Origin of the sequence: Pseudomonas fildesensis (genome assembly GCF_001050345.1) — a bacterium.
In the GTDB taxonomy this organism is placed as follows: Bacteria; Pseudomonadota; Gammaproteobacteria; order Pseudomonadales; family Pseudomonadaceae; genus Aquipseudomonas; species Aquipseudomonas fildesensis.
The window spans coordinates 678,147-701,826 of sequence record NZ_LFMW01000007.1 but is presented as its reverse complement, the minus strand read 5'-3'; the positions used below and the strand labels follow the sequence as shown (position 1 = coordinate 701,826).

Genomic DNA, 23,680 nt, shown 5'->3' with positions numbered 1-23,680 from the left:
CGAAGCGGTGGTGCAAACCATGGGGTTTGCGAGATTTTCTGGCTGCTCCCGTCGGAGGGGCCAAACAAGCAGGTGACCAAGCTGGGGAACGCTGATGGCTTACTCATATACTGAGAAAAAACGTATCCGCAAGGACTTTAGCAAGTTGCCGGACGTCATGGATGTCCCGTACCTTCTGGCTATCCAGCTGGATTCGTATCGTGAATTCTTGCAGGCGGGAGCGACCAAAGATCAGTTCCGCGACGTGGGCCTGCATGCGGCCTTCAAATCCGTTTTCCCGATCATCAGCTACTCCGGCAATGCTGCGCTGGAGTACGTCGGTTATCGCCTGGGCGAACCGGCATTTGATGTCAAAGAATGCGTGTTGCGCGGTGTTACGTACGCCGTACCTTTGCGGGTAAAAGTCCGTCTGATCATTTTCGACAAAGAGTCGTCGAACAAAGCGATCAAGGACATCAAAGAGCAAGAAGTCTACATGGGTGAAATCCCCCTGATGACTGAGAACGGTACCTTCGTTATCAACGGTACCGAGCGTGTTATCGTTTCCCAGCTGCACCGTTCCCCGGGCGTGTTCTTCGACCACGACCGCGGTAAGACGCACAGCTCCGGCAAACTCTTGTACTCCGCGCGGATCATTCCGTACCGTGGTTCGTGGTTGGACTTCGAGTTCGACCCGAAAGACTGCGTGTTCGTGCGTATCGACCGTCGTCGCAAGCTGCCGGCATCGGTACTGCTGCGCGCGCTCGGTTACACCACTGAGCAAGTGCTGGATGCTTTCTACACCACCAACGTATTCAGCCTGAAGGATGAAACCCTCCGCCTGGAGCTGATTGCTTCGCGTCTGCGTGGTGAAATTGCTGTTCTGGACATTCAGGACGAGAAGGGCAAGGTCATTGTTGAAGCCGGCCGCCGTATTACTGCGCGCCACATCAACCAGATCGAAAAAGCCGGTCTCAAGTCGCTGGACGTGCCTCTGGACTACGTCTTGGGCCGCACGACCGCCAAGGTCATCGTTCACCCGGCTACCGGCGAGATCCTGGCTGAGTGCAACACCGAGCTGAACACCGAGATACTGGCAAAAATCGCCAAGGCTCAGGTCGTTCGCATCGAGACCCTGTACACCAACGATATCGACTGCGGTCCGTTCGTCTCCGACACTCTGAAGATCGACTCCACCAGCAACCAATTGGAAGCGCTGGTCGAGATCTATCGCATGATGCGTCCTGGCGAGCCACCAACCAAAGACGCTGCCGAAACCCTGTTCAACAACCTGTTCTTCAGCCCAGAGCGCTATGACCTGTCTGCGGTCGGCCGGATGAAGTTCAACCGTCGTATCGGTCGCACCGAAATCGAAGGTTCTGGTGTGCTGTGCAAGGAAGACATCGTCGCGGTGCTGAAGACTCTGGTCGACATCCGTAACGGTAAAGGCATCGTCGACGACATCGACCACCTGGGTAACCGACGTGTTCGCTGTGTAGGCGAAATGGCCGAGAACCAGTTCCGTGTTGGCCTGGTGCGTGTTGAGCGTGCGGTCAAAGAGCGACTGTCGATGGCTGAAAGCGAAGGCTTGATGCCGCAAGACCTGATCAACGCCAAGCCAGTGGCTGCGGCGGTGAAAGAGTTCTTCGGTTCCAGCCAGCTCTCGCAGTTCATGGACCAGAACAACCCGCTCTCCGAGATCACCCACAAGCGCCGTGTTTCCGCACTGGGCCCGGGCGGTCTGACCCGTGAGCGTGCAGGCTTTGAAGTTCGTGACGTACACCCGACTCACTATGGTCGTGTATGCCCGATCGAAACGCCGGAAGGTCCGAACATCGGCCTGATCAACTCCCTGGCTGCCTATGCGCGCACCAACCAGTACGGTTTCCTTGAGAGCCCGTACCGTGTGGTGAAAGACGCTCTGGTCACCGACGAGATCGTGTTCCTGTCCGCCATCGAAGAAGCTGATCACGTGATCGCTCAGGCTTCGGCCACGATGAACGACAAGAAAATGCTGATCGACGAGCTGGTAGCTGTTCGTCACTTGAACGAGTTCACCGTCAAGGCGCCGGAAGACGTCACCTTGATGGACGTTTCGCCGAAGCAGGTAGTTTCGGTTGCCGCGTCGCTGATCCCGTTCCTGGAGCACGATGACGCCAACCGTGCGTTGATGGGTTCCAACATGCAGCGTCAAGCTGTACCCACCCTGCGCGCTGACAAGCCGCTGGTAGGTACTGGCATGGAGCGTAACGTAGCCCGTGACTCCGGCGTTTGCGTCGTGGCTCGTCGTGGCGGCGTGATCGATTCCGTTGATGCCAGCCGTATCGTGGTTCGTGTTGCCGATGACGAAGTTGAAACTGGCGAAGCCGGTGTCGACATCTACAACCTGACCAAATACACCCGTTCGAACCAGAACACCTGCATCAACCAGCGTCCGCTGGTACGTAAAGGTGATCGCGTTCAGCGTAGCGACATCATGGCCGACGGCCCGTCCACCGATATGGGTGAGCTGGCACTGGGTCAGAACATGCGCATCGCGTTCATGGCCTGGAACGGTTACAACTTCGAAGACTCCATCTGCCTGTCCGAACGTGTGGTTCAGGAAGATCGTTTCACCACGATCCACATTCAGGAACTGACCTGTGTGGCACGTGACACGAAGCTTGGGCCAGAAGAAATCACTGCAGACATCCCGAACGTGGGTGAAGCTGCACTGAACAAGCTGGACGAAGCCGGTATCGTTTACGTAGGTGCTGAAGTTGGCGCAGGCGACATCCTGGTCGGTAAGGTCACTCCGAAAGGCGAGACCCAGCTGACCCCGGAAGAGAAGCTGCTGCGTGCCATCTTCGGTGAAAAAGCCAGCGACGTTAAAGACACCTCCCTGCGTGTGCCTACCGGTACCAAGGGCACTGTCATCGACGTACAGGTCTTCACTCGTGACGGCGTTGAGCGTGATGCTCGCGCACTGTCCATCGAGAAGACTCAACTCGACGAGATCCGCAAGGACCTGAACGAAGAGTTCCGTATCGTTGAAGGCGCGACCTTCGAACGTCTGCGTTCCGCCCTGGTAGGCCGTAAGGCTGAAGGCGGCGCAGGTCTGAAGAAGGGTCAGGACATCACCGACGAAGTACTCGACGGTCTTGAGCATGGTCAGTGGTTCAAGCTGCGCATGGCTGAAGATGCTCTGAACGAGCAGCTCGAGAAGGCCCAGGCCTACATCGTTGATCGCCGCCGTCTGCTGGACGACAAGTTCGAAGACAAGAAGCGCAAACTGCAGCAGGGCGATGACCTGGCTCCAGGCGTGCTGAAAATCGTCAAGGTTTACCTGGCAATCCGTCGCCGCATCCAGCCGGGCGACAAGATGGCCGGTCGTCACGGTAACAAAGGTGTGGTCTCCGTGATCATGCCGGTTGAAGACATGCCGCACGATGCCAATGGCACCCCGGTCGACGTCGTCCTCAACCCGTTGGGCGTACCTTCGCGTATGAACGTTGGTCAGATCCTCGAAACTCACCTGGGCCTTGCAGCCAAAGGTCTGGGCGAGAAGATCAACCGTATGATCGAAGAGCAGCGCAAGGTTGCTGACCTGCGCAAGTTCCTGCACGAGATCTACAACGAGATCGGCGGTCGTAAGGAAGAGCTGGATACCTTCTCCGACCAGGAAATCCTGGATCTGGCGAAGAACCTGCGCGGCGGCGTTCCAATGGCTACCCCGGTATTCGACGGTGCCAAGGAAAGCGAAATCAAGGCCATGCTGAAACTGGCAGATCTGCCAGAAAGCGGCCAGATGCAGCTGTTCGACGGCCGTACCGGCAACAAGTTTGAGCGCCCGGTTACTGTTGGCTACATGTACATGCTGAAGCTGAACCACTTGGTAGACGACAAGATGCACGCTCGTTCTACCGGTTCGTACAGCCTGGTTACCCAGCAGCCGCTGGGTGGTAAGGCTCAGTTCGGTGGTCAGCGTTTCGGGGAGATGGAGGTCTGGGCACTGGAAGCATACGGTGCTGCTTACACTCTGCAAGAAATGCTCACAGTGAAGTCGGACGATGTGAACGGTCGGACCAAGATGTACAAAAACATCGTGGACGGCGATCACCGTATGGAGCCGGGCATGCCCGAGTCCTTCAACGTGTTGATCAAAGAAATTCGTTCCCTCGGCATCGATATCGATCTGGAAACCGAATAACACGTGACGCGAATCGAGAGCGGGGCTGTTTAGCCCGCTCTCTGCTCCGCCAGGAGGAAAGGCCTTGAAAGACCTACTGAATTTGCTGAAAAACCAGGGTCAAGTCGAAGAGTTCGACGCCATCCGTATTGGATTGGCATCGCCTGAGATGATCCGTTCGTGGTCGTTCGGTGAAGTTAAAAAACCGGAAACCATTAACTACCGTACGTTCAAACCAGAACGTGACGGCCTGTTCTGCGCCAAGATCTTTGGCCCGGTAAAGGATTACGAGTGCCTGTGCGGTAAGTACAAGCGCTTGAAGCACCGTGGTGTGATCTGCGAGAAGTGCGGCGTTGAAGTTGCATTGGCCAAGGTTCGTCGTGAGCGCATGGCGCACATCGAACTGGCTTCGCCGGTTGCCCACATCTGGTTCCTGAAATCACTGCCGTCCCGTATCGGCTTGCTGATGGACATGACCCTGCGTGATATCGAACGCGTTCTCTACTTCGAGAGCTATGTCGTTATCGATCCAGGCATGACCACCCTTGAAAAAGGTCAGTTGCTGAACGACGAGCAGTATTTCGAAGCGCTGGAAGAGTTTGGCGACGATTTCGATGCCCGCATGGGTGCCGAAGCTGTCCGCGAACTGCTGCACGCTATCGACCTGGAGCACGAGATTGGTCGTCTGCGTGAAGAGATTCCGCAAACCAACTCCGAAACCAAGATCAAGAAGCTGTCCAAGCGTCTGAAGTTGATGGAGGCCTTCCAGGGTTCCGGCAACTTGCCAGAGTGGATGGTGCTGACCGTTCTGCCGGTTCTGCCGCCAGACCTGCGTCCGCTGGTACCGTTGGATGGTGGTCGTTTCGCGACCTCCGACCTCAACGACCTGTACCGCCGCGTGATCAACCGTAACAACCGCTTGAAGCGCCTGCTTGATCTGTCCGCTCCGGACATCATCGTGCGCAACGAAAAGCGTATGTTGCAGGAAGCGGTCGATGCCTTGCTCGACAACGGTCGTCGTGGTCGCGCTATCACCGGTTCGAACAAGCGTCCTCTGAAATCCTTGGCTGACATGATCAAGGGTAAGCAAGGTCGTTTCCGTCAGAACTTGCTCGGTAAGCGTGTTGACTACTCCGGTCGTTCGGTAATTACCGTAGGCCCGACCCTGCGTCTTCACCAGTGCGGTCTGCCGAAGAAAATGGCTCTCGAGCTGTTTAAACCGTTCATTTTTGGCAAGCTGGAAATGCGCGGTCTCGCGACCACCATCAAAGCGGCCAAGAAAATGGTCGAGCGCGAACTGCCAGAGGTTTGGGACGTTCTCGCCGAAGTGATTCGCGAACACCCGGTTCTCCTCAACCGTGCACCGACCCTTCACCGTCTGGGTATCCAGGCGTTTGAACCGGTACTGATCGAAGGTAAGGCTATCCAGCTGCACCCTCTGGTCTGTGCTGCGTACAACGCCGACTTCGACGGCGACCAAATGGCCGTGCACGTACCGCTGACACTGGAAGCCCAGTTGGAAGCGCGTGCGTTGATGATGTCGACCAACAACATTCTGTCGCCAGCCAACGGTGAGCCAATCATCGTTCCGTCGCAGGACGTTGTATTGGGTCTGTACTACATGACTCGTGAAGCGATCAACGCCAAGGGCGAAGGTCGTGTGTTCGCGGATCTGCAGGAAGTTGACCGTGTGTTCCGTGCCGGCGAAGCCGCACTGCACGCCAAGGTCAAAGTGCGGATCAACGAAACCGTCAACGACCGTGACGGCGGCAGCGTGAGCGGCACTCGTATCGTCGATACCACTGTTGGCCGTGCGCTGCTGTATCAAGTTGTGCCAAAAGGTCTGTCGTACGACGTCGTCAACCTGCCAATGAAGAAAAAGGCGATCTCCAAGCTGATCAACCAGTGCTACCGCGTGGTTGGTTTGAAAGAGACCGTGATCTTCGCTGACCAGTTGATGTACACCGGCTTCGCTTATTCGACCATCTCCGGCGTTTCCATCGGTGTTAACGACTTCGTTATCCCGGATGAAAAAGCTCGCATCATCAGTGCTGCTACTGACGAAGTGAAAGAGATCGAAAGTCAGTACGCCTCCGGCCTGGTAACCCAGGGCGAGAAGTACAACAAAGTGATCGACCTTTGGTCCAAGGCCAACGACGAAGTTTCCAAGGCGATGATGGCCAACCTCTCGAAAGAGAAAGTCATCGACCGTCACGGCGACGAAGTTGACCAAGAGTCCTTCAACTCGATGTACATGATGGCCGACTCGGGCGCACGGGGTTCTGCTGCGCAGATCCGTCAGCTCGCCGGTATGCGTGGCCTGATGGCCAAGCCGGACGGCTCCATCATTGAAACGCCAATTACAGCGAACTTCCGTGAAGGTTTGAGCGTACTTCAGTACTTCATCTCTACTCACGGTGCTCGTAAAGGTCTGGCGGATACCGCGTTGAAAACCGCTAACTCCGGTTACCTGACTCGTCGTCTGGTAGACGTCGCACAAGATCTGGTTGTAACCGAGATCGATTGCGGTACCGAGCACGGCCTGCTGATGACTCCGCACATTGAAGGCGGTGACGTAGTAGAACCGCTGGGTGAGCGCGTATTGGGTCGTGTTATTGCCCGTGACGTATTCAAGCCAGGTACCGAGGAAATTATCGTTCCTGCCGGCACCCTGGTTGACGAGAAGTGGGTCGAGTTCATCGAACTCAACAGCATCGACGAAGTGATCGTTCGCTCGCCGATCAGCTGCGAAACCCGCTACGGTATTTGCGCCAAGTGCTACGGCCGTGACTTGGCTCGTGGTCACCAGGTGAACATCGGTGAAGCGGTCGGCGTTATCGCTGCCCAGTCCATCGGTGAGCCGGGTACCCAGCTGACCATGCGTACGTTCCACATCGGTGGTGCGGCAAGCCGGACCTCCGCAGCTGACAGCGTTCAGGTGAAGAATGGCGGTACTGTCCGTCTGCATAACCTGAAGCACGTTGAGCGGGTGGATGGTTGCCTGGTTGCTGTATCCCGTTCGGGTGAGCTGGCAATCGCTGATGACTACGGTCGTGAGCGTGAGCGTTACAAGCTGCCGTACGGTGCTGTGATTTCGGTTAAAGAGGGTGACAAGGTCGACGCTGGCGCAATCGTGGCCAAGTGGGATCCGCACACTCACCCAATCGTTACCGAAATGAAAGGTACCGTGACCTACGTGGGCATGGAAGAAGGCATCACGATCAAGCGTCAGACTGACGAATTGACCGGTATGACCAACATTGAAGTCCTCGACGCGAAAGATCGTCCAGCTGCCGGTAAAGACATCCGTCCTGCCGTGAAGATGGTCGATGACAACGGCAAGGATCTGTTGCTGCCAGGCACTGACGTAATCGCTCAGTACTTCCTGCCAGCTAACGCCCTGGTCGGTGTGGCGGATGGTGCGAAGATCGCGATCGGTGATGTTATCGCGCGTATCCCGCAAGAAACTTCGAAGACCCGTGACATTACCGGTGGTTTGCCGCGTGTTGCCGACTTGTTCGAAGCTCGTCGTCCGAAAGAAGCGTCGATTCTGGCTGAAGTCAGCGGCACTATCGCGTTCGGTAAAGAGACCAAAGGCAAGCGCCGTCTGGTCATTACCCCGAACGACGGTAGCGATCTGTACGAAGAGCTGATTCCGAAGTGGCGTCACCTGAACGTGTTCGAAGGCGAACAGGTAAACCGCGGCGAAGTTATCTCCGACGGCCCAAGCGATCCACACGACATCCTGCGTCTGTTGGGTGTAAGTGCGCTGGCCAAGTACATCGTTAACGAGATCCAGGACGTTTACCGCCTGCAAGGCGTGAAGATCAACGATAAGCACATCGAGACCATCCTGCGTCAGATGCTGCGTAAAGTTGAAATCGCTGAATCCGGCGACTCCAGTTTCATCAAGGGCGACCAGATGGAACTGACTCACGTACTGGTAGAGAACGAGCGTCTGGCTGGCGACGAGAAATTCGTTTCCAAGTTCACTCGTGTACTGCTGGGTATTACCAAGGCGTCGTTGTCCACTGAGTCGTTCATCTCGGCGGCCTCCTTCCAGGAGACCACTCGTGTACTGACCGAAGCAGCGGTAACCGGCAAGCGCGATTACCTGCGCGGCCTTAAAGAGAACGTGGTCGTGGGTCGTTTGATCCCGGCGGGTACCGGTTTGGCTTACCACAGCGAGCGTAAGCGCCGCCGTGAAGCTGACAAGCCGCTGCGCGTAAGCGCCAGTGAAGTGGAAGCTGCACTGACCGAAGCGCTGAACTCAAGCGGTAACTGAGTTCTGCGATAATTAAGTCTGGGCCCTGGCAGTCCCATTCGTCGGATCGAGGCAATTTTGCCCCGGTTCGATGAGCGGGAAGGTCGGGGCCTTGCCTTGACTGGGGACAAGATCCTCTTTAGACTCTTGTACCCCTAAATTTGGCGGGAATTCGTTCCTGCCATTTTGCTTTTCTTGCAAGACAATAGCGTCGCAAGACAACAGTGGAGCTAGTAGATGGCAACTATCAACCAGCTGGTACGTCAGCCGCGTAAGCGTATCGTCGAGAAATCCGACGTACCTGCGCTGCAGAACTGCCCGCAACGTCGTGGCGTATGCACTCGCGTGTATACCACTACGCCGAAAAAACCTAACTCGGCACTGCGTAAAGTATGCCGTGTGCGCCTGACCAACGGTTTCGAGGTTTCCTCGTACATCGGTGGTGAAGGTCACAACCTGCAAGAGCACAGCGTGGTACTGATCCGCGGCGGTCGTGTAAAAGACTTGCCAGGTGTTCGTTACCACACCGTACGCGGCTCCTTGGATACTTCCGGCGTTAAAGGTCGTAACCAGGGTCGTTCGAAGTACGGTACCAAGAAGCCTAAGTAGTAGCGGCTTTTTGTAAAACTGAATCATCTTATTTTCTGAGTCGATAAGAGTAAGGTCGGAGGCGTCCCGAAAGGGCACCGATTCCGAGCGAACCTGAAGACCGTTTGAGGGCTTATCCATGCCAAGAAGACGCGTAGCAGCCAAGCGCGAAGTGCTTGACGATCCAAAATACGGAAGCCAAATTCTGGCCAAGTTCATGAACCACGTAATGGAAAGCGGCAAGAAAGCCGTTGCCGAACGTATCGTTTATGGCGCGCTGGAAAAGGTTAAAGAACGCAAGAACAGCGACCCCCTGGAAATCTTCGAGAAAGCTCTCGACGCCATCGCTCCGCTGGTCGAAGTGAAGTCGCGCCGTGTAGGCGGTGCTACTTACCAGGTTCCGGTCGAAGTTCGTCCGTCCCGTCGTAACGCCCTGGCAATGCGCTGGTTGGTAGACTTCGCCCGTAAGCGCGGCGAGAAGTCTATGGCTCTGCGTTTGGCTGGCGAACTGTTGGACGCTGCTGAAGGTAAAGGTGCTGCTGTTAAGAAGCGTGAAGACGTGCACCGTATGGCTGAAGCTAACAAAGCTTTCTCGCACTACCGCTTCTAATTCTAGCTTCACTAATTTTGCGAGGGCTTTATGGCTCGTACTACTCCGATTAGTCGCTACCGTAACATCGGTATCGTCGCTCACGTGGATGCTGGTAAAACCACCACCACCGAGCGCGTCCTTTTTTACACCGGCAAAAGTCACAAGATGGGCGAGGTGCATGACGGCGCCGCGACCACAGACTGGATGGTTCAGGAGCAGGAGCGTGGTATTACCATTACTTCTGCTGCTATTACCGCCTTCTGGAAAGGTTCCGAGAAACAGTACAAGGATGAGCACCGCTTCAACGTAATCGATACTCCGGGCCACGTAGACTTCACCATTGAAGTTGAGCGTTCCCTGCGCGTACTCGACGGCGCTGTCGTTGTGTTTTGCGGTACCTCGGGCGTTGAGCCTCAGTCGGAAACCGTATGGCGTCAAGCCAACAAATACGGCGTTCCACGTCTTGTTTACGTAAACAAGATGGACCGTGCTGGTGCCAACTTCCTGCGCGTGATCGGTCAGATCAAGCAGCGCCTGGGTCACACTCCGGTGCCAATCCAGTTGGCTATCGGTTCCGAAGACAACTTCCAAGGCCAGATCGATCTGGTGACCATGGAAGCTGTGTACTGGAACGATGCTGACAAAGGTATGGTTCCTCGTCGCGAAGCTATCCCTGCTGAGCTGCAGGAATTGGCTGACGAGTGGCGCAACAACATGGTTGAAGCTGCGGCTGAAGCCAACGAAGAACTGATGAACAAGTACCTCGAAGGTGAAGAACTCACCAACGTGGAGATCAAGGCCGCTCTGCGTCAGCGTACTATCGCTGGCGAAATCGTCTTGGCTGTTTGCGGTTCCTCGTTCAAGAACAAGGGCGTTCCCCTGGTTCTCGATGCTGTGATCGACTACCTGCCTGCTCCTGTTGATATTCCTGCCATCAAGGGTACTGACCCGGATGACGAGACTATCGAGCTCGAGCGTCATGCTGACGACGCAGAACCGTTCTCCGCTCTGGCATTTAAAATTGCCACTGACCCATTCGTGGGTACCTTGACCTTCGTCCGCGTTTACTCGGGCGTGTTGAACTCCGGCGACGGCGTAATCAACTCGGTTAAAGGCAAGAAAGAGCGCGTGGGTCGTATGGTGCAAATGCACGCAAACGCCCGCGAAGAGATCAAGGAAGTGCGCGCTGGTGACATCGCGGCCTTGATCGGCATGAAGGACGTCACCACTGGTGAAACTTTGTGCAACGCTGACAAGCCAATCATCCTGGTTCGTATGGACTTCCCGGAGCCGGTTATTTCGGTTGCCGTAGAGCCTAAGACCAAGGATGACCAGGAAAAAATGGGTATCGCTCTGGGCAAACTTGCTCAGGAAGATCCATCTTTCCGCGTCAAGACTGATGAAGAGACTGGTCAAACGATCATCTCCGGCATGGGCGAGTTGCACCTGGACATCCTGGTTGACCGGATGCGTCGTGAGTTCAACGTCGAAGCCAACATCGGTAAGCCTCAGGTTTCCTATCGTGAGCGCATCACGAAGAACTGTGAAATCGAAGGCAAGTTCGTTCGTCAGTCCGGCGGTCGTGGTCAGTTCGGCCACTGCTGGATCCGTTTTGCTCCTGCTGACGAAGGTCAGGAAGGTTTGCAATTCGTGAACGAAGTAGTAGGTGGTGTTGTTCCTAAGGAATATATCCCTGCTATCCAGAAGGGTATCGAAGAGCAGATGAAGAACGGTGTTGTTGCCGGCTATCCGCTGATCGGCCTGAAAGCAACCGTTTTTGACGGTTCTTACCACGACGTCGACTCCAACGAGATGGCGTTTAAGGTGGCTGCCTCCATGGCAACCAAGCAGCTGGCCCAGAAGGGCGGTGGTGAGTTGCTTGAGCCAATCATGGCGGTAGAGGTTGTTACACCTGAAGACTATATGGGTGATGTCATGGGCGACCTTAACCGTCGTCGCGGCATGATCTTGGGTATGGAAGACACGGTTTCCGGCAAAGTGATTCGCGCCGAGGTTCCGTTGGGTGAGATGTTCGGTTATGCGACCGACGTTCGCTCCATGTCTCAGGGTCGCGCAAGCTACTCCATGGAATTCAAAAAATACAACACAGCTCCGGCGCACATCGCTGAAACTGTATCCAAAAAACAAGGCTGATTCAGTCCTTTAGGCAAGGAGTTAATTGTCGTGGCTAAAGAAAAATTTGATCGTTCCCTACCGCACGTCAACGTTGGCACTATCGGTCACGTTGACCACGGTAAAACCACTCTGACTGCTGCTCTGACTCGCGTTTGCTCCGAAATTTTCGGTTCCGCAATCGTTGATTTCGATAAAATCGACAGCGCACCAGAAGAAAAAGCTCGTGGTATCACCATCAACACCGCGCACGTTGAATACAACTCGTTGATCCGTCACTACGCTCACGTTGACTGCCCAGGTCACGCTGACTATGTGAAGAACATGATCACCGGTGCTGCCCAGATGGACGGCGCGATCCTGGTTTGCTCGGCCGCTGATGGTCCGATGCCACAAACCCGTGAGCACATCCTGCTGTCCCGCCAGGTTGGCGTTCCGTACATCGTGGTTTACCTGAACAAGGCTGACCTGGTAGACGACGCTGAGCTGCTGGAACTGGTTGAGATGGAAGTGCGCGATCTGCTGAGCACTTACGACTTCCCAGGCGACGACACCCCGATCATCATCGGTTCTGCTCGTATGGCTCTGGAAGGCAAAGACGACAACGAAATGGGCACCACGTCCGTTCGTAAACTGGTTGAGACTCTGGATAGCTACATCCCAGATCCAGTTCGTGTTATCGACAAGCCGTTCCTGATGCCAATCGAAGACGTATTCTCGATCTCCGGTCGCGGTACTGTTGTGACTGGCCGTATCGAGCGCGGTATCGTTAAGGTTCAAGATCCACTGGAAATCGTTGGTCTGCGTGACACTACTGTCACCACCTGCACCGGTGTTGAAATGTTCCGTAAGCTGCTCGACGAAGGTCGTGCTGGCGAGAACTGCGGCGTTCTGCTGCGTGGTACTAAGCGTGACGACGTTGAGCGTGGCCAGGTTCTGGTTAAGCCAGGCTCGGTTAAGCCACACACTACCTTCGAAGCTGAAGTGTACGTGTTGAGCAAAGAAGAAGGCGGTCGTCACACTCCGTTCTTCAAAGGCTACCGTCCACAGTTCTACTTCCGGACCACTGACGTGACCGGTAACTGCGAACTGCCGGAAGGCGTTGAAATGGTAATGCCGGGCGACAACATCAAAATGGTTGTCACCCTGATCAAAACCATCGCAATGGAAGATGGTCTGCGTTTCGCTATTCGTGAAGGCGGTCGTACCGTCGGCGCTGGCGTCGTAGCCAAAATCATCGCTTAATAAGTGATGACTTGAAAAAGCCCCCGCTTAGCGGGGGCTTTTTTATTGGGTTGACACCTATCTTGGGCGTCTATAGAATTGCGCCTCCTTTTAACGGGCGCAGTGCGCCCGGTGGGAATAGCAGCCGGAGTCTGAAATCCAATGCAAAATCAGCAAATCCGTATCAGGTTGAAGGCTTTTGACCATCGCCTGATCGACCAATCCACCCAGGAAATCGTGGAAACCGCGAAACGTACTGGTGCACAAGTGCGTGGTCCAATTCCACTGCCTACCCGTAAAGAACGGTTCACCGTTCTGGTCTCCCCGCACGTCAACAAAGACGCGCGTGACCAGTACGAGATCCGTACTCATAAGCGCGTTCTGGACATCGTCCAGCCAACGGATAAAACCGTTGATGCACTTATGAAGCTTGATCTGGCGGCCGGTGTGGAAGTACAGATCAGCCTCGGCTAAGACTTGGGTCTTAGTCGTGTAACGCTCTGAAATGGGCGGCCATAGCGGGTGAAAGCCCCGTACACTCATGAGGTTTACAACATGACTATTGGTGTAGTCGGTCGTAAATGCGGTATGACCCGTATTTTCACCGAAGAAGGTGTCTCCATTCCGGTCACGGTCATTGAGATCGAACCGAATCGCGTCACCCAGTTCAAAACTGAAGAGACCGATGGCTATCGTGCAGTGCAAGTCACTGTCGGCGAGCGTCGTGCTTCGCGCGTGACTGCTGCTCAAGCAGGTCACTTCGCTAAAGCAAACGTTGCAGCTGGTCGCACTGTTATGGAGTTCCGTCTTGAAGATGGCGACTACCAGGCTGGCGATCTGATCAACGCTGAAATCTTCGCCGCTGGTCAACTGGTTGATGTAACCGGTCAGTCCAAGGGTAAAGGCTTCCAGGGTACGATCAAGCGTTGGAATTTCCGTGGTCAAGACAACACTCACGGTAACTCCGTTTCCCACCGCGTCCCGGGCTCTATTGGCCAGTGCCAGACTCCTGGTCGTGTATTCAAGGGCAAAAAAATGTCCGGTCATATGGGCGCTGAGCGCGTGACCGTGCAGTCCCTCGAAGTAGTGCGCGTCGACGCTGAACGCAATCTGTTGTTGGTCAAGGGTGCTGTTCCTGGCGCTACTGGCGGCAACCTGGTTGTACGTCCAGCGGCCAAGGCTCGCGGTTAAGGGGAAGCTGACATGCAATTAAATGTAAATGACGCTCAAGCGATCGAAGTTTCCGAACTGACATTTGGCGGCGAATTCAACGAGACGCTGGTTCACCAAGCAGTCGTGGCCTACATGGCCGGCGGCCGTCAAGGTAGCAAGCAGCAAAAGACCCGTTCCGACGTTCGTGGTGGCGGTAAGCGCCCTTGGCGTCAGAAAGGTACTGGCCGCGCTCGTGCCGGTACTATCCGTAGCCCAATCTGGCGTGGCGGCGGTACCACTTTCGCAGCTCGTCCACAGGATCACACTCAGAAGCTCAACAAGAAGATGTATCGCGCAGCTTTGCGCTCCATCCTTGCTGAACTCGTGCGTACTGATCGTCTGGTCGTGGTTCAGGACTTCGCTGTTGAAGCACCGAAAACCAAAGATCTGTTGAACAAGCTGAACGACATGGGCCTGACTGACGTCCTGATCGTGTCTGAAGCTGTTGATCAGAACCTGTACCTGGCTGCTCGCAACCTGCCACACGTTGATGTACGTGATGTGCAAGGTTCCGATCCAGTTAGTCTGATCGCATACGACAAGGTGTTGATCACCGTGTCGGCCGTGAAGAAATTCGAGGAGCTGCTGGGATGAACCAGGAACGCGTATTTAAAGTTCTGCTTGGCCCGCACGTTTCCGAAAAGGCTACGGTTCTGGCTGACAAGAAAGGCCAGTTCGTTTTCAAGGTTGCAACTGACGCAACCAAGCTGGAAATCAAGAAGGCCGTCGAAAGCCTGTTCAGCGTGAAAGTAGAGCGTGTTACTACCCTGAATGTTCTGGGTAAGAGCAAGCGCACTGCTCGCGGTCTGGGCAAGCGTAATGACTGGAAGAAGGCGGTTATCTCCCTTCAGCCAGGCCAAGATCTCGATTTCAGCAGCAGTGCTGAGTAAGGAAGGGGTGCATCATGGCAATCGTTAAATGCAAACCGACTTCCCCTGGCCGCCGTTTTGTGGTCAAGGTGGTCAACCAGGAGCTGCATAAAGGCGCTCCTCACGCACCGCTGCTCGAGAAGAAATCGAAGACTGGTGGTCGTAACAACAATGGTCGTATTACCACTCGTCACATCGGTGGTGGCCATAAGCAGCATTATCGTCTGGTCGATTTCCGTCGCAACGACAAAGATGGCATCGCTGCCACTGTTGAGCGTATCGAATACGATCCAAACCGTACTGCTCACATTGCTCTGCTGCTGTACGCAGATGGCGAGCGTCGCTACATCATCGCCCCTAAAGGCGTGAGCGCTGGCGACCAGCTGATCGCAGGTGCTTTGGCGCCGATCAAGCCGGGCAACGCTCTGCAACTGCGTAACATTCCAGTTGGTAGCACCGTACACGGCATCGAATTGAAGCCAGGTAAAGGCGCGCAAATCGCTCGTTCCGCTGGTGCTTCGGCTCAGCTGATCGCTCGTGAAGGTGTCTACGTGACCCTGCGTCTGCGTTCTGGTGAGATGCGTAAAGTGCTGGCTGAATGCCGTGCGACCCTGGGCGAAGTCTCGAACTCCGAGCACAGCCTGCGTTCGCTGGGTAAAGCTGGTGCCAAACGCTGGCGTGGCGTTCGCCCAACCGTTCGTGGTGTTGCCATGAACCCGGTTGACCACCCACACGGTGGTGGTGAAGGTCGTACCTCTGGTGGTCGTCATCCGGTATCGCCATGGGGCTTCCCGACTAAGGGCGCGAAGACTCGTGGTAATAAGCGTACCGACAAAATGATCGTCCGTCGTCGCAAGTAAATAGAGGGATACGACAGTGCCACGTTCTCTGAAAAAAGGTCCTTTTATTGATCTTCACCTACTGAAGAAGATCGAAGTGGCGGCGGAAAAGAATGATCGCAAACCGGTGAAAACCTGGTCGCGTCGTTCGATGATCCTGCCACAAATGGTCGGTTTGACCATCGCAGTACACAACGGTCGCCTTCACGTCCCAGTTCTCGTGAACGAAGACATGGTCGGCCACAAACTAGGCGAGTTTGCCGGTACCCGCACATATCGTGGGCACGTGGCAGACAAGAAAGCCAAGCGTTAAGGGGTTAGGAAATGGAAGTAGCCGCTAAGTTGTCGGGCGCTCGAATCTCCGCCCAGAAAGCCCGCTTGGTCGCCGACCAGATCCGCGGGAAGAAGGTGGGCGAAGCGCTCAACCTGTTGGCTTTCAGCAGTAAGAAAGCCGCCGAGATCATGAAGAAAGTGCTGGAGTCGGCCGTAGCCAACGCCGAGCATAACGAAGGCGCAGACGTTGATGACCTGAAGGTCAGCACCGTTTTCGTCAACGAAGGGCGTTCGCTGAAGCGCATCATGCCGCGTGCCAAAGGCCGTGCTGATCGCATCGTCAAGCGGTCTTGCCATATCACTGTCAAGGTTGCTGACAAGTAACGGAGTCGAAGAGATGGGTCAGAAAGTACATCCCATTGGCATTCGCCTGGGAATCGTCAAGGAGCACACCTCCGTCTGGTACGCAGACGGTCGGACTTATGCGGACTATTTGTTCGCTGATCTGAAGGTGCGTGAGTATCTCCAAGACAAACTAAAAAGCGCGTCCGTAAGCCGTATCGATATCCATCGTCCGGCACAAACTGCACGTATCACCATCCACACCGCTCGTCCAGGTATCGTTATCGGGAAGAAAGGTGAAGATGTTGAGAAACTGCGTCAGGACCTGACCAAGCAAATGGGTGTGCCTGTGCACATCAATATCGAAGAGATCCGCAAGCCGGAACTCGACGGTATGCTGGTTGCGCAGAGCGTAGCTCAGCAGCTGGAGCGTCGTGTAATGTTCCGTCGCGCTATGAAGCGCGCCGTGCAGAACGCCATGCGCATTGGTGCCAAAGGCATCAAAATCCAAGTGAGCGGTCGTCTCGGCGGTGCTGAAATCGCACGTACTGAATGGTATCGCGAAGGTCGTGTGCCACTGCACACCCTGCGTGCCGACATCGACTATGCCAACTACGAAGCTCACACCACTTACGGTGTGATCGGTGTAAAGGTTTGGATCTTCAAAGGCGAAGTAATTGGTGGTCGCCAAGAAGAACTGAAACCACAAGCACCAGCGCCTCGTAAAAAAGCTGCTAAGTAAGGGGTACGCCAAATGTTGCAACCAAAGCGTACGAAGTTCCGCAAGCAGATGACAGGCCACAACCGTGGTCTGGCTCAGCGCGGTAGCAAAGTCAGCTTCGGCGAGTATGCGCTGAAGTCTGTAGCTCGTGGTCGTCTCACCGCTCGTCAGATCGAGTCAGCGCGTCGTGCACTGACCCGTCACGTTAAACGTGGCGGCAAGATCTGGATCCGTGTATTCCCGGACAAGCCTATCTCCAAAAAGCCCCTCGAAGTTCGTATGGGTAAAGGTAAGGGTAACGTGGAATATTGGGTTGCCCAGATTCAGCCAGGCAAAGTCCTGTATGAAATCGAGGGTGTTACTGAAGAGCTGGCGCGTGAGGCTTTCGCCCTGGCTGCTGCAAAGCTGCCGCTCGCCACCTCCTTTGTTAAACGGACGGTGATGTGATGAAAGCGAATGAACTTCGTGAAAAATCCGCACAGCAGCTGAACGAGCAACTGCTCGGCTTGCTGCGCGACCAGTTCAATCTGCGTATGCAGAAAGCAACTGGCCAGTTGGGGCAGTCTCATCTGCTCTCGCAAGTTAAGCGTGACATCGCTCGCGTGAAGACTGTGCTCAACCAGCAGGCAGGTAAGTGATCATGGCTGAAGCCGAAAAGACTGTCCGTACGCTGACTGGCCGTGTTGTCAGCGACAAGATGGACAAAACCATCACCGTTTTGATCGAGCGCCGCGTTAAGCACCCGATCTACGGTAAATATGTTAAGCGTTCGACTAAGCTGCACGCGCACGACGAAACCAATCAGTGCCATATCGGCGACAAGGTCACTATTCGTGAAACTCGTCCGCTGGCCAAGACTAAGTCTTGGGCACTGGTTGATGTTCTCGAACGCGCTGTGGAAGTCTAAGGACTAGGGGTCGGAGAAATTATATGATTCAGACTCAATCCATGCTCGATGTGGCCGATAACAGCGGCGCTCGCCGCGTTATGTGCATCAAGGTGCTGGGTGGCTCCCATCGTCGTTACGCTGGTATCGGTGACATCATCAAAGTTACCGTGAAGGAAGCAATTCCTCGCGGTAAGGTGAAAAAAGGCCAAGTGATGACTGCTGTTGTAGTCCGCACCCGTCACGGCGTACGCCGTGCAGATGGCTCCATTATCCGCTTTGATGGCAACGCTGCTGTTCTTCTGAACAACAAGCAAGAGCCGATCGGCACCCGTATCTTTGGGCCAGTGACCCGTGAACTTCGTACTGAGAAGTTCATGAAGATCGTCTCGCTCGCCCCAGAAGTGCTGTAAGGAGATCCGACATGCAAAAGATTCGTCGTGACGACGAGATCATCGTGATCGCCGGCAAAGACAAAGGTAAGCGCGGTAAGGTGCTTAAGGTTCTCGCTAATAACCGTCTGGTTATTGGTGGTCTGAACCTGGTTAAGCGTCATACCAAGCCTAACCCTATGTCGGGCGTACAAGGCGGTATCGTCGAAAAAGAAGCTCCGCTGGACGCTTCTAACGTCGCCATTTTCAACGGCGAAACCAACAAGGCTGACCGCGTTGGTTTCAAAGTAGAAGATGGCAAGAAAATTCGTGTCTTCAAGTCGACCCAAAAAGCGGTTGATGCTTGAACACTGCTAGGTAGAAGACCATGGCACGACTAAAAGAGATTTATTGGAAAGAAATCGCACCGAAGCTTAAGGAAGAACTTAAGCTTTCGAACGTGATGGAAGTTCCACGCGTTACCAAAATCACCCTGAACATGGGTCTGGGCGAAGCGGTCGGCGACAAAAAAGTCATCGAGCACGCTGTTGCTGACCTGGAAAAGATCACCGGTCAAAAAGTCGTTGTGACTTACGCTCGGAAATCCATCGCTGGCTTTAAAGTCCGTGAAGGTTGGCCGATCGGCGTCAAAGTGACCCTGCGCCGTGAGCGTATGTATGAATTCCTGGATCGTCTGCTGTCGATCTCCCTGCCTCGGGTTCGCGACTTCCGCGGCCTGAATGCCAAGTCCTTCGATGGTCGTGGTAACTACAGCATGGGCGTGAAAGAGCAGATCATCTTCCCGGAAATCGACTACGACAAGATCGATGCTCTCCGCGGTCTGGACATCACCCTGACCACCACTGCCAAGAACGATGATGAAGGTCGCGCCCTGTTGCGTGCTTTCAAATTCCCGTTCCGCAACTGATTGGAGTAGGACCATGGCCAAGATGAGCATGAAAAACCGCGAGCTGAAGCGTCAGCTCACGGTTGCCAAGTACGCCAAGAAGCGTGCAGCACTGAAAGCAATCATCGTTGATCTGAACGCAAGTCCAGAAGCACGTTGGGAAGCGACAGTTGCTCTGCAGAAGCAGCCACGTGACGCAAGCGCTTCGCGCATGCGTAACCGCTGCCGCCTGACCGGTCGTCCACACGGCGTTTACCGCAAGTTCGGCCTCGGCCGTAACAAACTGCGTGAAGCGGCAATGCGTGGTGACGTACCAGGTCTGGTTAAAGCCAGCTGGTAAGTACTTTCAAAGTCCAGGTGGTAGGTTTCGCAAGATACTGACCGCCGGTGACCTTGAATCTGGAACAAGCCCCTTTTGGGGCTTGTTTCATTTCCGTAGTGTGTCTAAAATACGCGGCTCGCCTGAGCCCGTGTGTTTTATGCTCGGAGATTCTCGGTGACATATGTAGCCGCAAGGCTAATTTTTTTGTATTAGGAGCGTCTAGCCCATGAGTATGCAGGACCCGTTAGCGGACATGCTAACTCGTATCCGTAATGCCCAGATGGCTGAAAAGTCCGTCGTAAGCATGCCATCTTCCACGTTGAAGGTTGCTGTTGCCAAAGTCCTGAAAGACGAAGGCTACATTGCGGGTTATCAGATCAGCAGCGAAATCAAACCACTGCTGTCCATCGAGCTGAAGTACTTCGAAGGCCGTCCGGTCATCGAGGAAGTGAAGCGCGTTAGCCGTCCAGGCCTGCGTCAGTACAAGTCCGTCGATGATCTGCCAAAAGTTCGTGGCGGTCTCGGTGTGTCTATCGTCTCCACCAACAAAGGTGTGATGACGGATCGTGCTGCGCGCGCTGCCGGTGTCGGCGGCGAAGTTCTTTGCACTGTGTTCTAAGGGGGGATAAGCATGTCACGCGTCGCTAAGAACCCCGTTAAGCTGCCAGCCGGTGTCGAAGTAAAATTCGCAGGCCAACAGCTTTCGGTGAAGGGTGCCAAGGGCACTCTCGAACTGAACATCCATTCGTCCGTTGAGATCGTTGAAGAAGCTGGTGAGCTGCGTTTCGCTGCTCGCAATGGCGATCAACAAACTCGCGCAATGGCCGGTACCACTCGTGCGTTGGTAAACAACATGGTCCAAGGCGTAAGCCAAGGCTTCGAGCGCAAGCTCCAGCTGGTCGGTGTTGGTTACAAAGCGCAAGCAAAAGGCACGGTTTTGAACCTGGCCCTTGGCTTCTCGCACCCAGTGGATTACGAACTGCCGGAAGGCATCACCGCTGAGACCCCTAGCCAGACCGATATCCTGATCAAGGGTATTGATAAGCAGCTGGTAGGTCAGGTGGCCGCTGAGATCCGCGACTTCCGTCCACCAGAGCCGTACAAAGGCAAAGGTGTGCGCTACGCGGACGAAGTCGTCCGTCGTAAAGAAGCCAAGAAGAAGTAGGGCATAGCAAATGACCGACAAAAAAGTTACTCGACTGCGTCGCGCTCGCAAAGCACGCCTGAAAATGCACGAACTCGAAGTCGTGCGTCTCTGCGTGTTCCGCTCGTCGCAGCACATCTACGCCCAGGTCATCTCGGCCGACGGCAACAAAGTCCTGGCAAGCGCCTCGACTTTGGATAAAGAACTGCGTGATGGTGCCACTGGCAACATCGACGCGGCCACTAAGGTTGGCCAGCTGGTCGCTACGCGTGCAAAAGCCGCTGGCGTCTCGCAGGTGGCTTTCGACCGCTCTGGCTTCAAGTACCACGGTCGCGTCAAGGCGCTGGCTGATGCTGCTCGTGAAGCTGGGCTGGAGTTCTAAGTTATGTCAAATAACGACCAAAAGCGCGACGAAGGCTACATTGAGAAGCTGGTTCAAGTTAACCGCGTAGCCAAAACCGTTAAAGGCGGCCGTATCTTCACTTTCACCGCGTTGACCGTGGTGGGTGATGGTAAAGGGCGTGTTGGCTTCGGCCGTGGCAAGTCACGTGAAGTGCCTGCTGCGATCCAGAAGGCAATGGAAGCTGCTCGTCGCAACATGATCCAAGTTGATCTGAACGGCACCACTCTGCAGTACGCAATGAAGTCCGCTCATGGCGCTTCTAAGGTGTACATGCAGCCTGCCTCTGAAGGTACCGGTATCATCGCTGGCGGCGCTATGCGTGCTGTCCTCGAAGTTGCTGGCGTTCAGAACGTTCTGGCCAAGTGCTACGGCTCGACTAACCCAGTAAACGTGGTTCACGCTACGTTCAAAGGTTTGAAAGCAATGCAGTCTCCTGAATCCATTGCCGCCAAGCGTGGTAAAAGCGTCAAGGAGATCTTCTGATCATGGCTACCGTTAAAGTAACGCTGATCAAAAGCATGACCGGCCGCATCCCTAACCACAAATTGTGCGTTAAGGGTCTGGGGCTGCGTCGCATCGGTCACACTGTAGAAGTCCAGGATACTCCCGAGAATCGCGGGATGATCAACAAGGCTTACTACATGCTGCGAGTCGAGGGTTAATCGATGAAACTCAATGATCTGAGTCCAGCGCCGGGTTCCCGTCGCGAAAAGCATCGTCCGGGCCGTGGTATCGGTAGCGGTTTGGGTAAGACTGGTGGCCGTGGCCACAAAGGTCAGACCTCCCGTTCCGGTGGCACCATCGCTCCAGGCTTTGAAGGCGGTCAACAGCCGCTGCATCGTCGCCTGCCTAAGTTCGGTTTCGTATCACTGAAAGCCATGGACCGCGCAGAAGTGCGTTTGTCCGAGCTGGCTAAAGTTGAAGGCGACATCGTTACTGTGCAGACCCTGAAAGATGCCAACGTGATCAACGTCAACGTACAGCGTGTGAAAATCATGCTGTCCGGTGAAGTGACTCGCGCTGTCACTATCGGCAAGGGAATCGGCGCCACCAAAGGTGCGCGTTCGGCTATCGAAGCAGCTGGCGGCAAGTTCGAGGAATAAATGGCTAAGCAAGGTGCTCTCTCAGCGCTCGGCAAAGGCGGTATGTCTGAACTTTGGGCTCGTCTGCGTTTTCTGTTCCTGGCGATTATCGTCTACCGAATAGGCGCACACATCCCGGTTCCAGGTATCAACCCGGACCGACTCGCAGACCTGTTTCGACAGAATGAGGGGACCATTCTTAGCTTGTTCAACATGTTTTCCGGCGGCGCGCTGGAACGGATGAGCATCTTTGCACTGGGGATCATGCCGTACATTTCGGCATCGATCATCATGCAATTGATGACCGCCGTCAGCCCGCAGTTGGAGCAGTTGAAGAAGGAAGGTGAAGCTGGCCGTCGCAAGATTAGCCAGTACACCCGCTACGGCACTGTCGCTCTTGCTCTGGTTCAAGCTATCGGCATGTCCGTTGGCCTGGCAGGGCAGGGTGTTGCGTTCACTGGTGACTTTGGCTTCCATTTCGTCGCGGTATCCACGTTTGTGGCTGGTGCGATGTTCATGATGTGGCTGGGTGAGCAGATTACTGAGCGTGGTGTTGGTAACGGTATCTCGATGTTGATTTTCGCAGGTATCGTCGCCGGTCTTCCGAGAGCGATTGGGCAGTCTTTCGAGTCTGCACGTCAGGGTGATATCAATATTTTTGCCCTGGTTGCTATCGGTTTGCTGGCAGTAGCGATTATCGGTTTTGTGGTGTTCATTGAGCGTGGCCAGCGTCGTATTGCTGTTCACTACGCCAAGCGTCAGCAGGGCCGTAAGGTTTTTGCTGCGCAGACCAGCCACTTGCCGCTGAAAGTGAATATGGCCGGTGTTATTCCGGCAATTTTCGCGAGCAGCATTTTGCTGTTTCCGGCTTCGTTGGGTACCTGGTTTGGTCAGTCTGAAAACATGGGCTGGCTGCAGGACCTCTCTCAGTCGATCGCTCCTGGTCAGCCGTTGAATATTCTGCTGTTTAGTGCAGGGATTATTTTCTTCTGCTTCTTCTATACGGCGTTGATGTTCAATCCGAAAGACGTAGCGGAAAACCTGAAGAAGTCCGGTGCCTTTATTCCGGGCATTCGTCCAGGTGAGCAGTCTGCGCGCTACATTGATGGCGTTCTGACTCGTTTGACCCTGTTCGGTGCTCTATATATGACGGCCGTGTGCTTGTTGCCCCAGTTCCTGGTGGTTGCAGCAAACGTTCCGTTCTACCTTGGCGGGACCTCGTTGCTGATCGTGGTCGTGGTTGTGATGGACTTCATGTCCCAAGTACAATCGCACCTCGTTTCGCACCAGTACGAATCCCTGATGAAGAAAGCCAACCTGAAGGGTTACGGCAGCGGCATGTTGCGCTGAGTACCCATAAG

General features: G+C 54.9%; 28 protein-coding genes. All 28 read left to right on the top strand.

All coding sequences use genetic code 11. The features are described from left to right. Positions 1–94: 94 nt before the first annotated feature. Complete coding sequence (gene rpoB / locus ACR52_RS13720) at positions 95–4,168, top strand: DNA-directed RNA polymerase subunit beta (protein ID WP_048724888.1); 4,074 nt, start codon at positions 95–97, stop codon at positions 4,166–4,168. A gap of 64 nt (positions 4,169–4,232) precedes the next feature. Continuing rightward, positions 4,233–8,432: a DNA-directed RNA polymerase subunit beta' gene (rpoC, locus tag ACR52_RS13715; RefSeq protein ID WP_048724885.1), complete on the top strand. Its 4,200-nt coding sequence runs from the start codon at positions 4,233–4,235 to the stop codon at positions 8,430–8,432. Between the two features lie 216 nt (positions 8,433–8,648). Continuing rightward, a complete protein-coding gene (rpsL, locus tag ACR52_RS13710; protein WP_002555494.1) occupies positions 8,649–9,020 on the top strand; it encodes a 30S ribosomal protein S12 in 372 nt (123 codons plus the stop codon). Positions 9,021–9,138: 118 nt separating this feature from the next. Continuing rightward, on the top strand, positions 9,139–9,609 hold the full coding sequence (rpsG, locus tag ACR52_RS13705; protein ID WP_002555493.1) for a 30S ribosomal protein S7: 471 nt from the start codon (positions 9,139–9,141) through the stop codon (positions 9,607–9,609). 30 nt (positions 9,610–9,639) lie between these two features. Beyond that, on the top strand, positions 9,640–11,745 hold the full coding sequence (gene fusA / locus ACR52_RS13700; protein ID WP_048724881.1) for an elongation factor G: 2,106 nt from the start codon (positions 9,640–9,642) through the stop codon (positions 11,743–11,745). Between the two features lie 30 nt (positions 11,746–11,775). Beyond that, a complete protein-coding gene (gene tuf / locus ACR52_RS13695; protein WP_048724879.1) occupies positions 11,776–12,969 on the top strand; it encodes an elongation factor Tu in 1,194 nt (397 codons plus the stop codon). A gap of 141 nt (positions 12,970–13,110) precedes the next feature. After that, complete coding sequence (gene rpsJ, locus ACR52_RS13690) at positions 13,111–13,422, top strand: 30S ribosomal protein S10 (RefSeq protein ID WP_003186070.1); 312 nt, start codon at positions 13,111–13,113, stop codon at positions 13,420–13,422. A gap of 81 nt (positions 13,423–13,503) precedes the next feature. Further along, positions 13,504–14,139, top strand: coding sequence for a 50S ribosomal protein L3 (gene rplC, locus ACR52_RS13685; RefSeq protein ID WP_003194649.1), 636 nt, complete (start codon positions 13,504–13,506; stop codon positions 14,137–14,139). Between the two features lie 12 nt (positions 14,140–14,151). Next, a complete protein-coding gene (gene rplD, locus ACR52_RS13680) occupies positions 14,152–14,754 on the top strand; it encodes a 50S ribosomal protein L4 (RefSeq protein ID WP_048724873.1) in 603 nt (200 codons plus the stop codon). Beyond that, positions 14,751–15,050 (top strand): 50S ribosomal protein L23, encoded by a 300-nt coding sequence (gene rplW / locus ACR52_RS13675; RefSeq protein ID WP_002555488.1) that lies wholly within the window; start codon positions 14,751–14,753, stop codon positions 15,048–15,050. The genes rplD and rplW overlap by 4 nt, the downstream gene beginning before the upstream one ends. A 14-nt stretch (positions 15,051–15,064) precedes the next feature. Then, positions 15,065–15,889: a 50S ribosomal protein L2 gene (rplB, locus tag ACR52_RS13670; protein ID WP_003210080.1), complete on the top strand. Its 825-nt coding sequence runs from the start codon at positions 15,065–15,067 to the stop codon at positions 15,887–15,889. Positions 15,890–15,905: 16 nt separating this feature from the next. After that, the gene (gene rpsS, locus ACR52_RS13665) at positions 15,906–16,181 is read left to right on the top strand and encodes a 30S ribosomal protein S19 (protein WP_003232420.1); all 276 of its coding nucleotides are present in this window, start codon (positions 15,906–15,908) and stop codon (positions 16,179–16,181) included. A gap of 11 nt (positions 16,182–16,192) precedes the next feature. Then, positions 16,193–16,525: a 50S ribosomal protein L22 gene (rplV, locus tag ACR52_RS13660; protein ID WP_003103908.1), complete on the top strand. Its 333-nt coding sequence runs from the start codon at positions 16,193–16,195 to the stop codon at positions 16,523–16,525. Positions 16,526–16,538: 13 nt separating this feature from the next. Then, positions 16,539–17,225: a 30S ribosomal protein S3 gene (rpsC, locus tag ACR52_RS13655; RefSeq protein WP_003176422.1), complete on the top strand. Its 687-nt coding sequence runs from the start codon at positions 16,539–16,541 to the stop codon at positions 17,223–17,225. Between the two features lie 12 nt (positions 17,226–17,237). Further along, positions 17,238–17,651: a 50S ribosomal protein L16 gene (gene rplP, locus ACR52_RS13650; RefSeq protein ID WP_003210075.1), complete on the top strand. Its 414-nt coding sequence runs from the start codon at positions 17,238–17,240 to the stop codon at positions 17,649–17,651. After that, positions 17,651–17,842 (top strand): 50S ribosomal protein L29, encoded by a 192-nt coding sequence (gene rpmC / locus ACR52_RS13645; RefSeq protein WP_002555481.1) that lies wholly within the window; start codon positions 17,651–17,653, stop codon positions 17,840–17,842. Before rplP ends, rpmC begins: the two co-directional genes overlap by 1 nt. A gap of 2 nt (positions 17,843–17,844) precedes the next feature. Then, positions 17,845–18,111, top strand: a complete 267-nt coding sequence (gene rpsQ, locus ACR52_RS13640; protein ID WP_003176419.1) for a 30S ribosomal protein S17 — start codon at positions 17,845–17,847, stop codon at positions 18,109–18,111. 23 nt (positions 18,112–18,134) lie between these two features. Further along, a complete protein-coding gene (gene rplN, locus ACR52_RS13635) occupies positions 18,135–18,503 on the top strand; it encodes a 50S ribosomal protein L14 (protein ID WP_002555479.1) in 369 nt (122 codons plus the stop codon). Between the two features lie 11 nt (positions 18,504–18,514). Beyond that, on the top strand, positions 18,515–18,829 hold the full coding sequence (rplX, locus tag ACR52_RS13630) for a 50S ribosomal protein L24 (RefSeq protein ID WP_003176416.1): 315 nt from the start codon (positions 18,515–18,517) through the stop codon (positions 18,827–18,829). A 20-nt stretch (positions 18,830–18,849) separates the two neighbouring features. Next, the gene (rplE, locus tag ACR52_RS13625) at positions 18,850–19,389 is read left to right on the top strand and encodes a 50S ribosomal protein L5 (RefSeq protein ID WP_003176415.1); all 540 of its coding nucleotides are present in this window, start codon (positions 18,850–18,852) and stop codon (positions 19,387–19,389) included. A 13-nt stretch (positions 19,390–19,402) separates the two neighbouring features. Next, positions 19,403–19,708, top strand: a complete 306-nt coding sequence (rpsN, locus tag ACR52_RS13620) for a 30S ribosomal protein S14 (RefSeq protein ID WP_003176414.1) — start codon at positions 19,403–19,405, stop codon at positions 19,706–19,708. A gap of 208 nt (positions 19,709–19,916) precedes the next feature. Next, positions 19,917–20,309, top strand: a complete 393-nt coding sequence (gene rpsH / locus ACR52_RS13615) for a 30S ribosomal protein S8 (protein WP_003186040.1) — start codon at positions 19,917–19,919, stop codon at positions 20,307–20,309. A 12-nt stretch (positions 20,310–20,321) separates the two neighbouring features. Beyond that, the gene (rplF, locus tag ACR52_RS13610) at positions 20,322–20,855 is read left to right on the top strand and encodes a 50S ribosomal protein L6 (protein WP_003176412.1); all 534 of its coding nucleotides are present in this window, start codon (positions 20,322–20,324) and stop codon (positions 20,853–20,855) included. Positions 20,856–20,865: 10 nt separating this feature from the next. Next, positions 20,866–21,216, top strand: a complete 351-nt coding sequence (rplR, locus tag ACR52_RS13605) for a 50S ribosomal protein L18 (protein ID WP_003186037.1) — start codon at positions 20,866–20,868, stop codon at positions 21,214–21,216. Positions 21,217–21,219: 3 nt separating this feature from the next. Then, entirely contained in the window at positions 21,220–21,720 is a 501-nt protein-coding gene (gene rpsE, locus ACR52_RS13600; protein WP_003186035.1) for a 30S ribosomal protein S5, read from the top strand. Between the two features lie 2 nt (positions 21,721–21,722). Further along, positions 21,723–21,899, top strand: a complete 177-nt coding sequence (rpmD, locus tag ACR52_RS13595) for a 50S ribosomal protein L30 (protein WP_003176408.1) — start codon at positions 21,723–21,725, stop codon at positions 21,897–21,899. A gap of 3 nt (positions 21,900–21,902) precedes the next feature. After that, a complete protein-coding gene (gene rplO, locus ACR52_RS13590) occupies positions 21,903–22,340 on the top strand; it encodes a 50S ribosomal protein L15 (protein ID WP_003176407.1) in 438 nt (145 codons plus the stop codon). Then, on the top strand, positions 22,341–23,669 hold the full coding sequence (secY, locus tag ACR52_RS13585) for a preprotein translocase subunit SecY (protein ID WP_017736663.1): 1,329 nt from the start codon (positions 22,341–22,343) through the stop codon (positions 23,667–23,669). It begins immediately after the preceding gene. The last annotated feature ends 11 nt before the right edge of the window (positions 23,670–23,680 follow it).

Excerpts from the sequence above, each read along its gene's own strand:
- rpoB (WP_048724888.1), top strand. The coding sequence starts at position 95 with ATGGCTTACTCATATACTGAGAAAAAACGTATCCGCAAGGACTTTAGC.
- rpsL (WP_002555494.1), top strand. The coding sequence starts at position 8,649 with ATGGCAACTATCAACCAGCTGGTACGTCAGCCGCGTAAGCGTATCGTC.
- rpsG (WP_002555493.1), top strand. The coding sequence starts at position 9,139 with ATGCCAAGAAGACGCGTAGCAGCCAAGCGCGAAGTGCTTGACGATCCA.
- fusA (WP_048724881.1), top strand. The coding sequence starts at position 9,640 with ATGGCTCGTACTACTCCGATTAGTCGCTACCGTAACATCGGTATCGTC.
- rpsJ (WP_003186070.1), top strand. The coding sequence starts at position 13,111 with ATGCAAAATCAGCAAATCCGTATCAGGTTGAAGGCTTTTGACCATCGC.
- rplC (WP_003194649.1), top strand. The coding sequence starts at position 13,504 with ATGACTATTGGTGTAGTCGGTCGTAAATGCGGTATGACCCGTATTTTC.
- rplD (WP_048724873.1), top strand. The coding sequence starts at position 14,152 with ATGCAATTAAATGTAAATGACGCTCAAGCGATCGAAGTTTCCGAACTG.
- rplW (WP_002555488.1), top strand. The coding sequence starts at position 14,751 with ATGAACCAGGAACGCGTATTTAAAGTTCTGCTTGGCCCGCACGTTTCC.
- rplB (WP_003210080.1), top strand. The coding sequence starts at position 15,065 with ATGGCAATCGTTAAATGCAAACCGACTTCCCCTGGCCGCCGTTTTGTG.
- rplV (WP_003103908.1), top strand. The coding sequence starts at position 16,193 with ATGGAAGTAGCCGCTAAGTTGTCGGGCGCTCGAATCTCCGCCCAGAAA.
- rpsC (WP_003176422.1), top strand. The coding sequence starts at position 16,539 with ATGGGTCAGAAAGTACATCCCATTGGCATTCGCCTGGGAATCGTCAAG.
- rplP (WP_003210075.1), top strand. The coding sequence starts at position 17,238 with ATGTTGCAACCAAAGCGTACGAAGTTCCGCAAGCAGATGACAGGCCAC.
- rpmC (WP_002555481.1), top strand. The coding sequence starts at position 17,651 with ATGAAAGCGAATGAACTTCGTGAAAAATCCGCACAGCAGCTGAACGAG.
- rpsQ (WP_003176419.1), top strand. The coding sequence starts at position 17,845 with ATGGCTGAAGCCGAAAAGACTGTCCGTACGCTGACTGGCCGTGTTGTC.
- rplN (WP_002555479.1), top strand. The coding sequence starts at position 18,135 with ATGATTCAGACTCAATCCATGCTCGATGTGGCCGATAACAGCGGCGCT.
- rplX (WP_003176416.1), top strand. The coding sequence starts at position 18,515 with ATGCAAAAGATTCGTCGTGACGACGAGATCATCGTGATCGCCGGCAAA.
- rplE (WP_003176415.1), top strand. The coding sequence starts at position 18,850 with ATGGCACGACTAAAAGAGATTTATTGGAAAGAAATCGCACCGAAGCTT.
- rpsN (WP_003176414.1), top strand. The coding sequence starts at position 19,403 with ATGGCCAAGATGAGCATGAAAAACCGCGAGCTGAAGCGTCAGCTCACG.
- rpsH (WP_003186040.1), top strand. The coding sequence starts at position 19,917 with ATGAGTATGCAGGACCCGTTAGCGGACATGCTAACTCGTATCCGTAAT.
- rplF (WP_003176412.1), top strand. The coding sequence starts at position 20,322 with ATGTCACGCGTCGCTAAGAACCCCGTTAAGCTGCCAGCCGGTGTCGAA.
- rplR (WP_003186037.1), top strand. The coding sequence starts at position 20,866 with ATGACCGACAAAAAAGTTACTCGACTGCGTCGCGCTCGCAAAGCACGC.
- rpsE (WP_003186035.1), top strand. The coding sequence starts at position 21,220 with ATGTCAAATAACGACCAAAAGCGCGACGAAGGCTACATTGAGAAGCTG.
- rpmD (WP_003176408.1), top strand. The coding sequence starts at position 21,723 with ATGGCTACCGTTAAAGTAACGCTGATCAAAAGCATGACCGGCCGCATC.
- rplO (WP_003176407.1), top strand. The coding sequence starts at position 21,903 with ATGAAACTCAATGATCTGAGTCCAGCGCCGGGTTCCCGTCGCGAAAAG.
- secY (WP_017736663.1), top strand. The coding sequence starts at position 22,341 with ATGGCTAAGCAAGGTGCTCTCTCAGCGCTCGGCAAAGGCGGTATGTCT.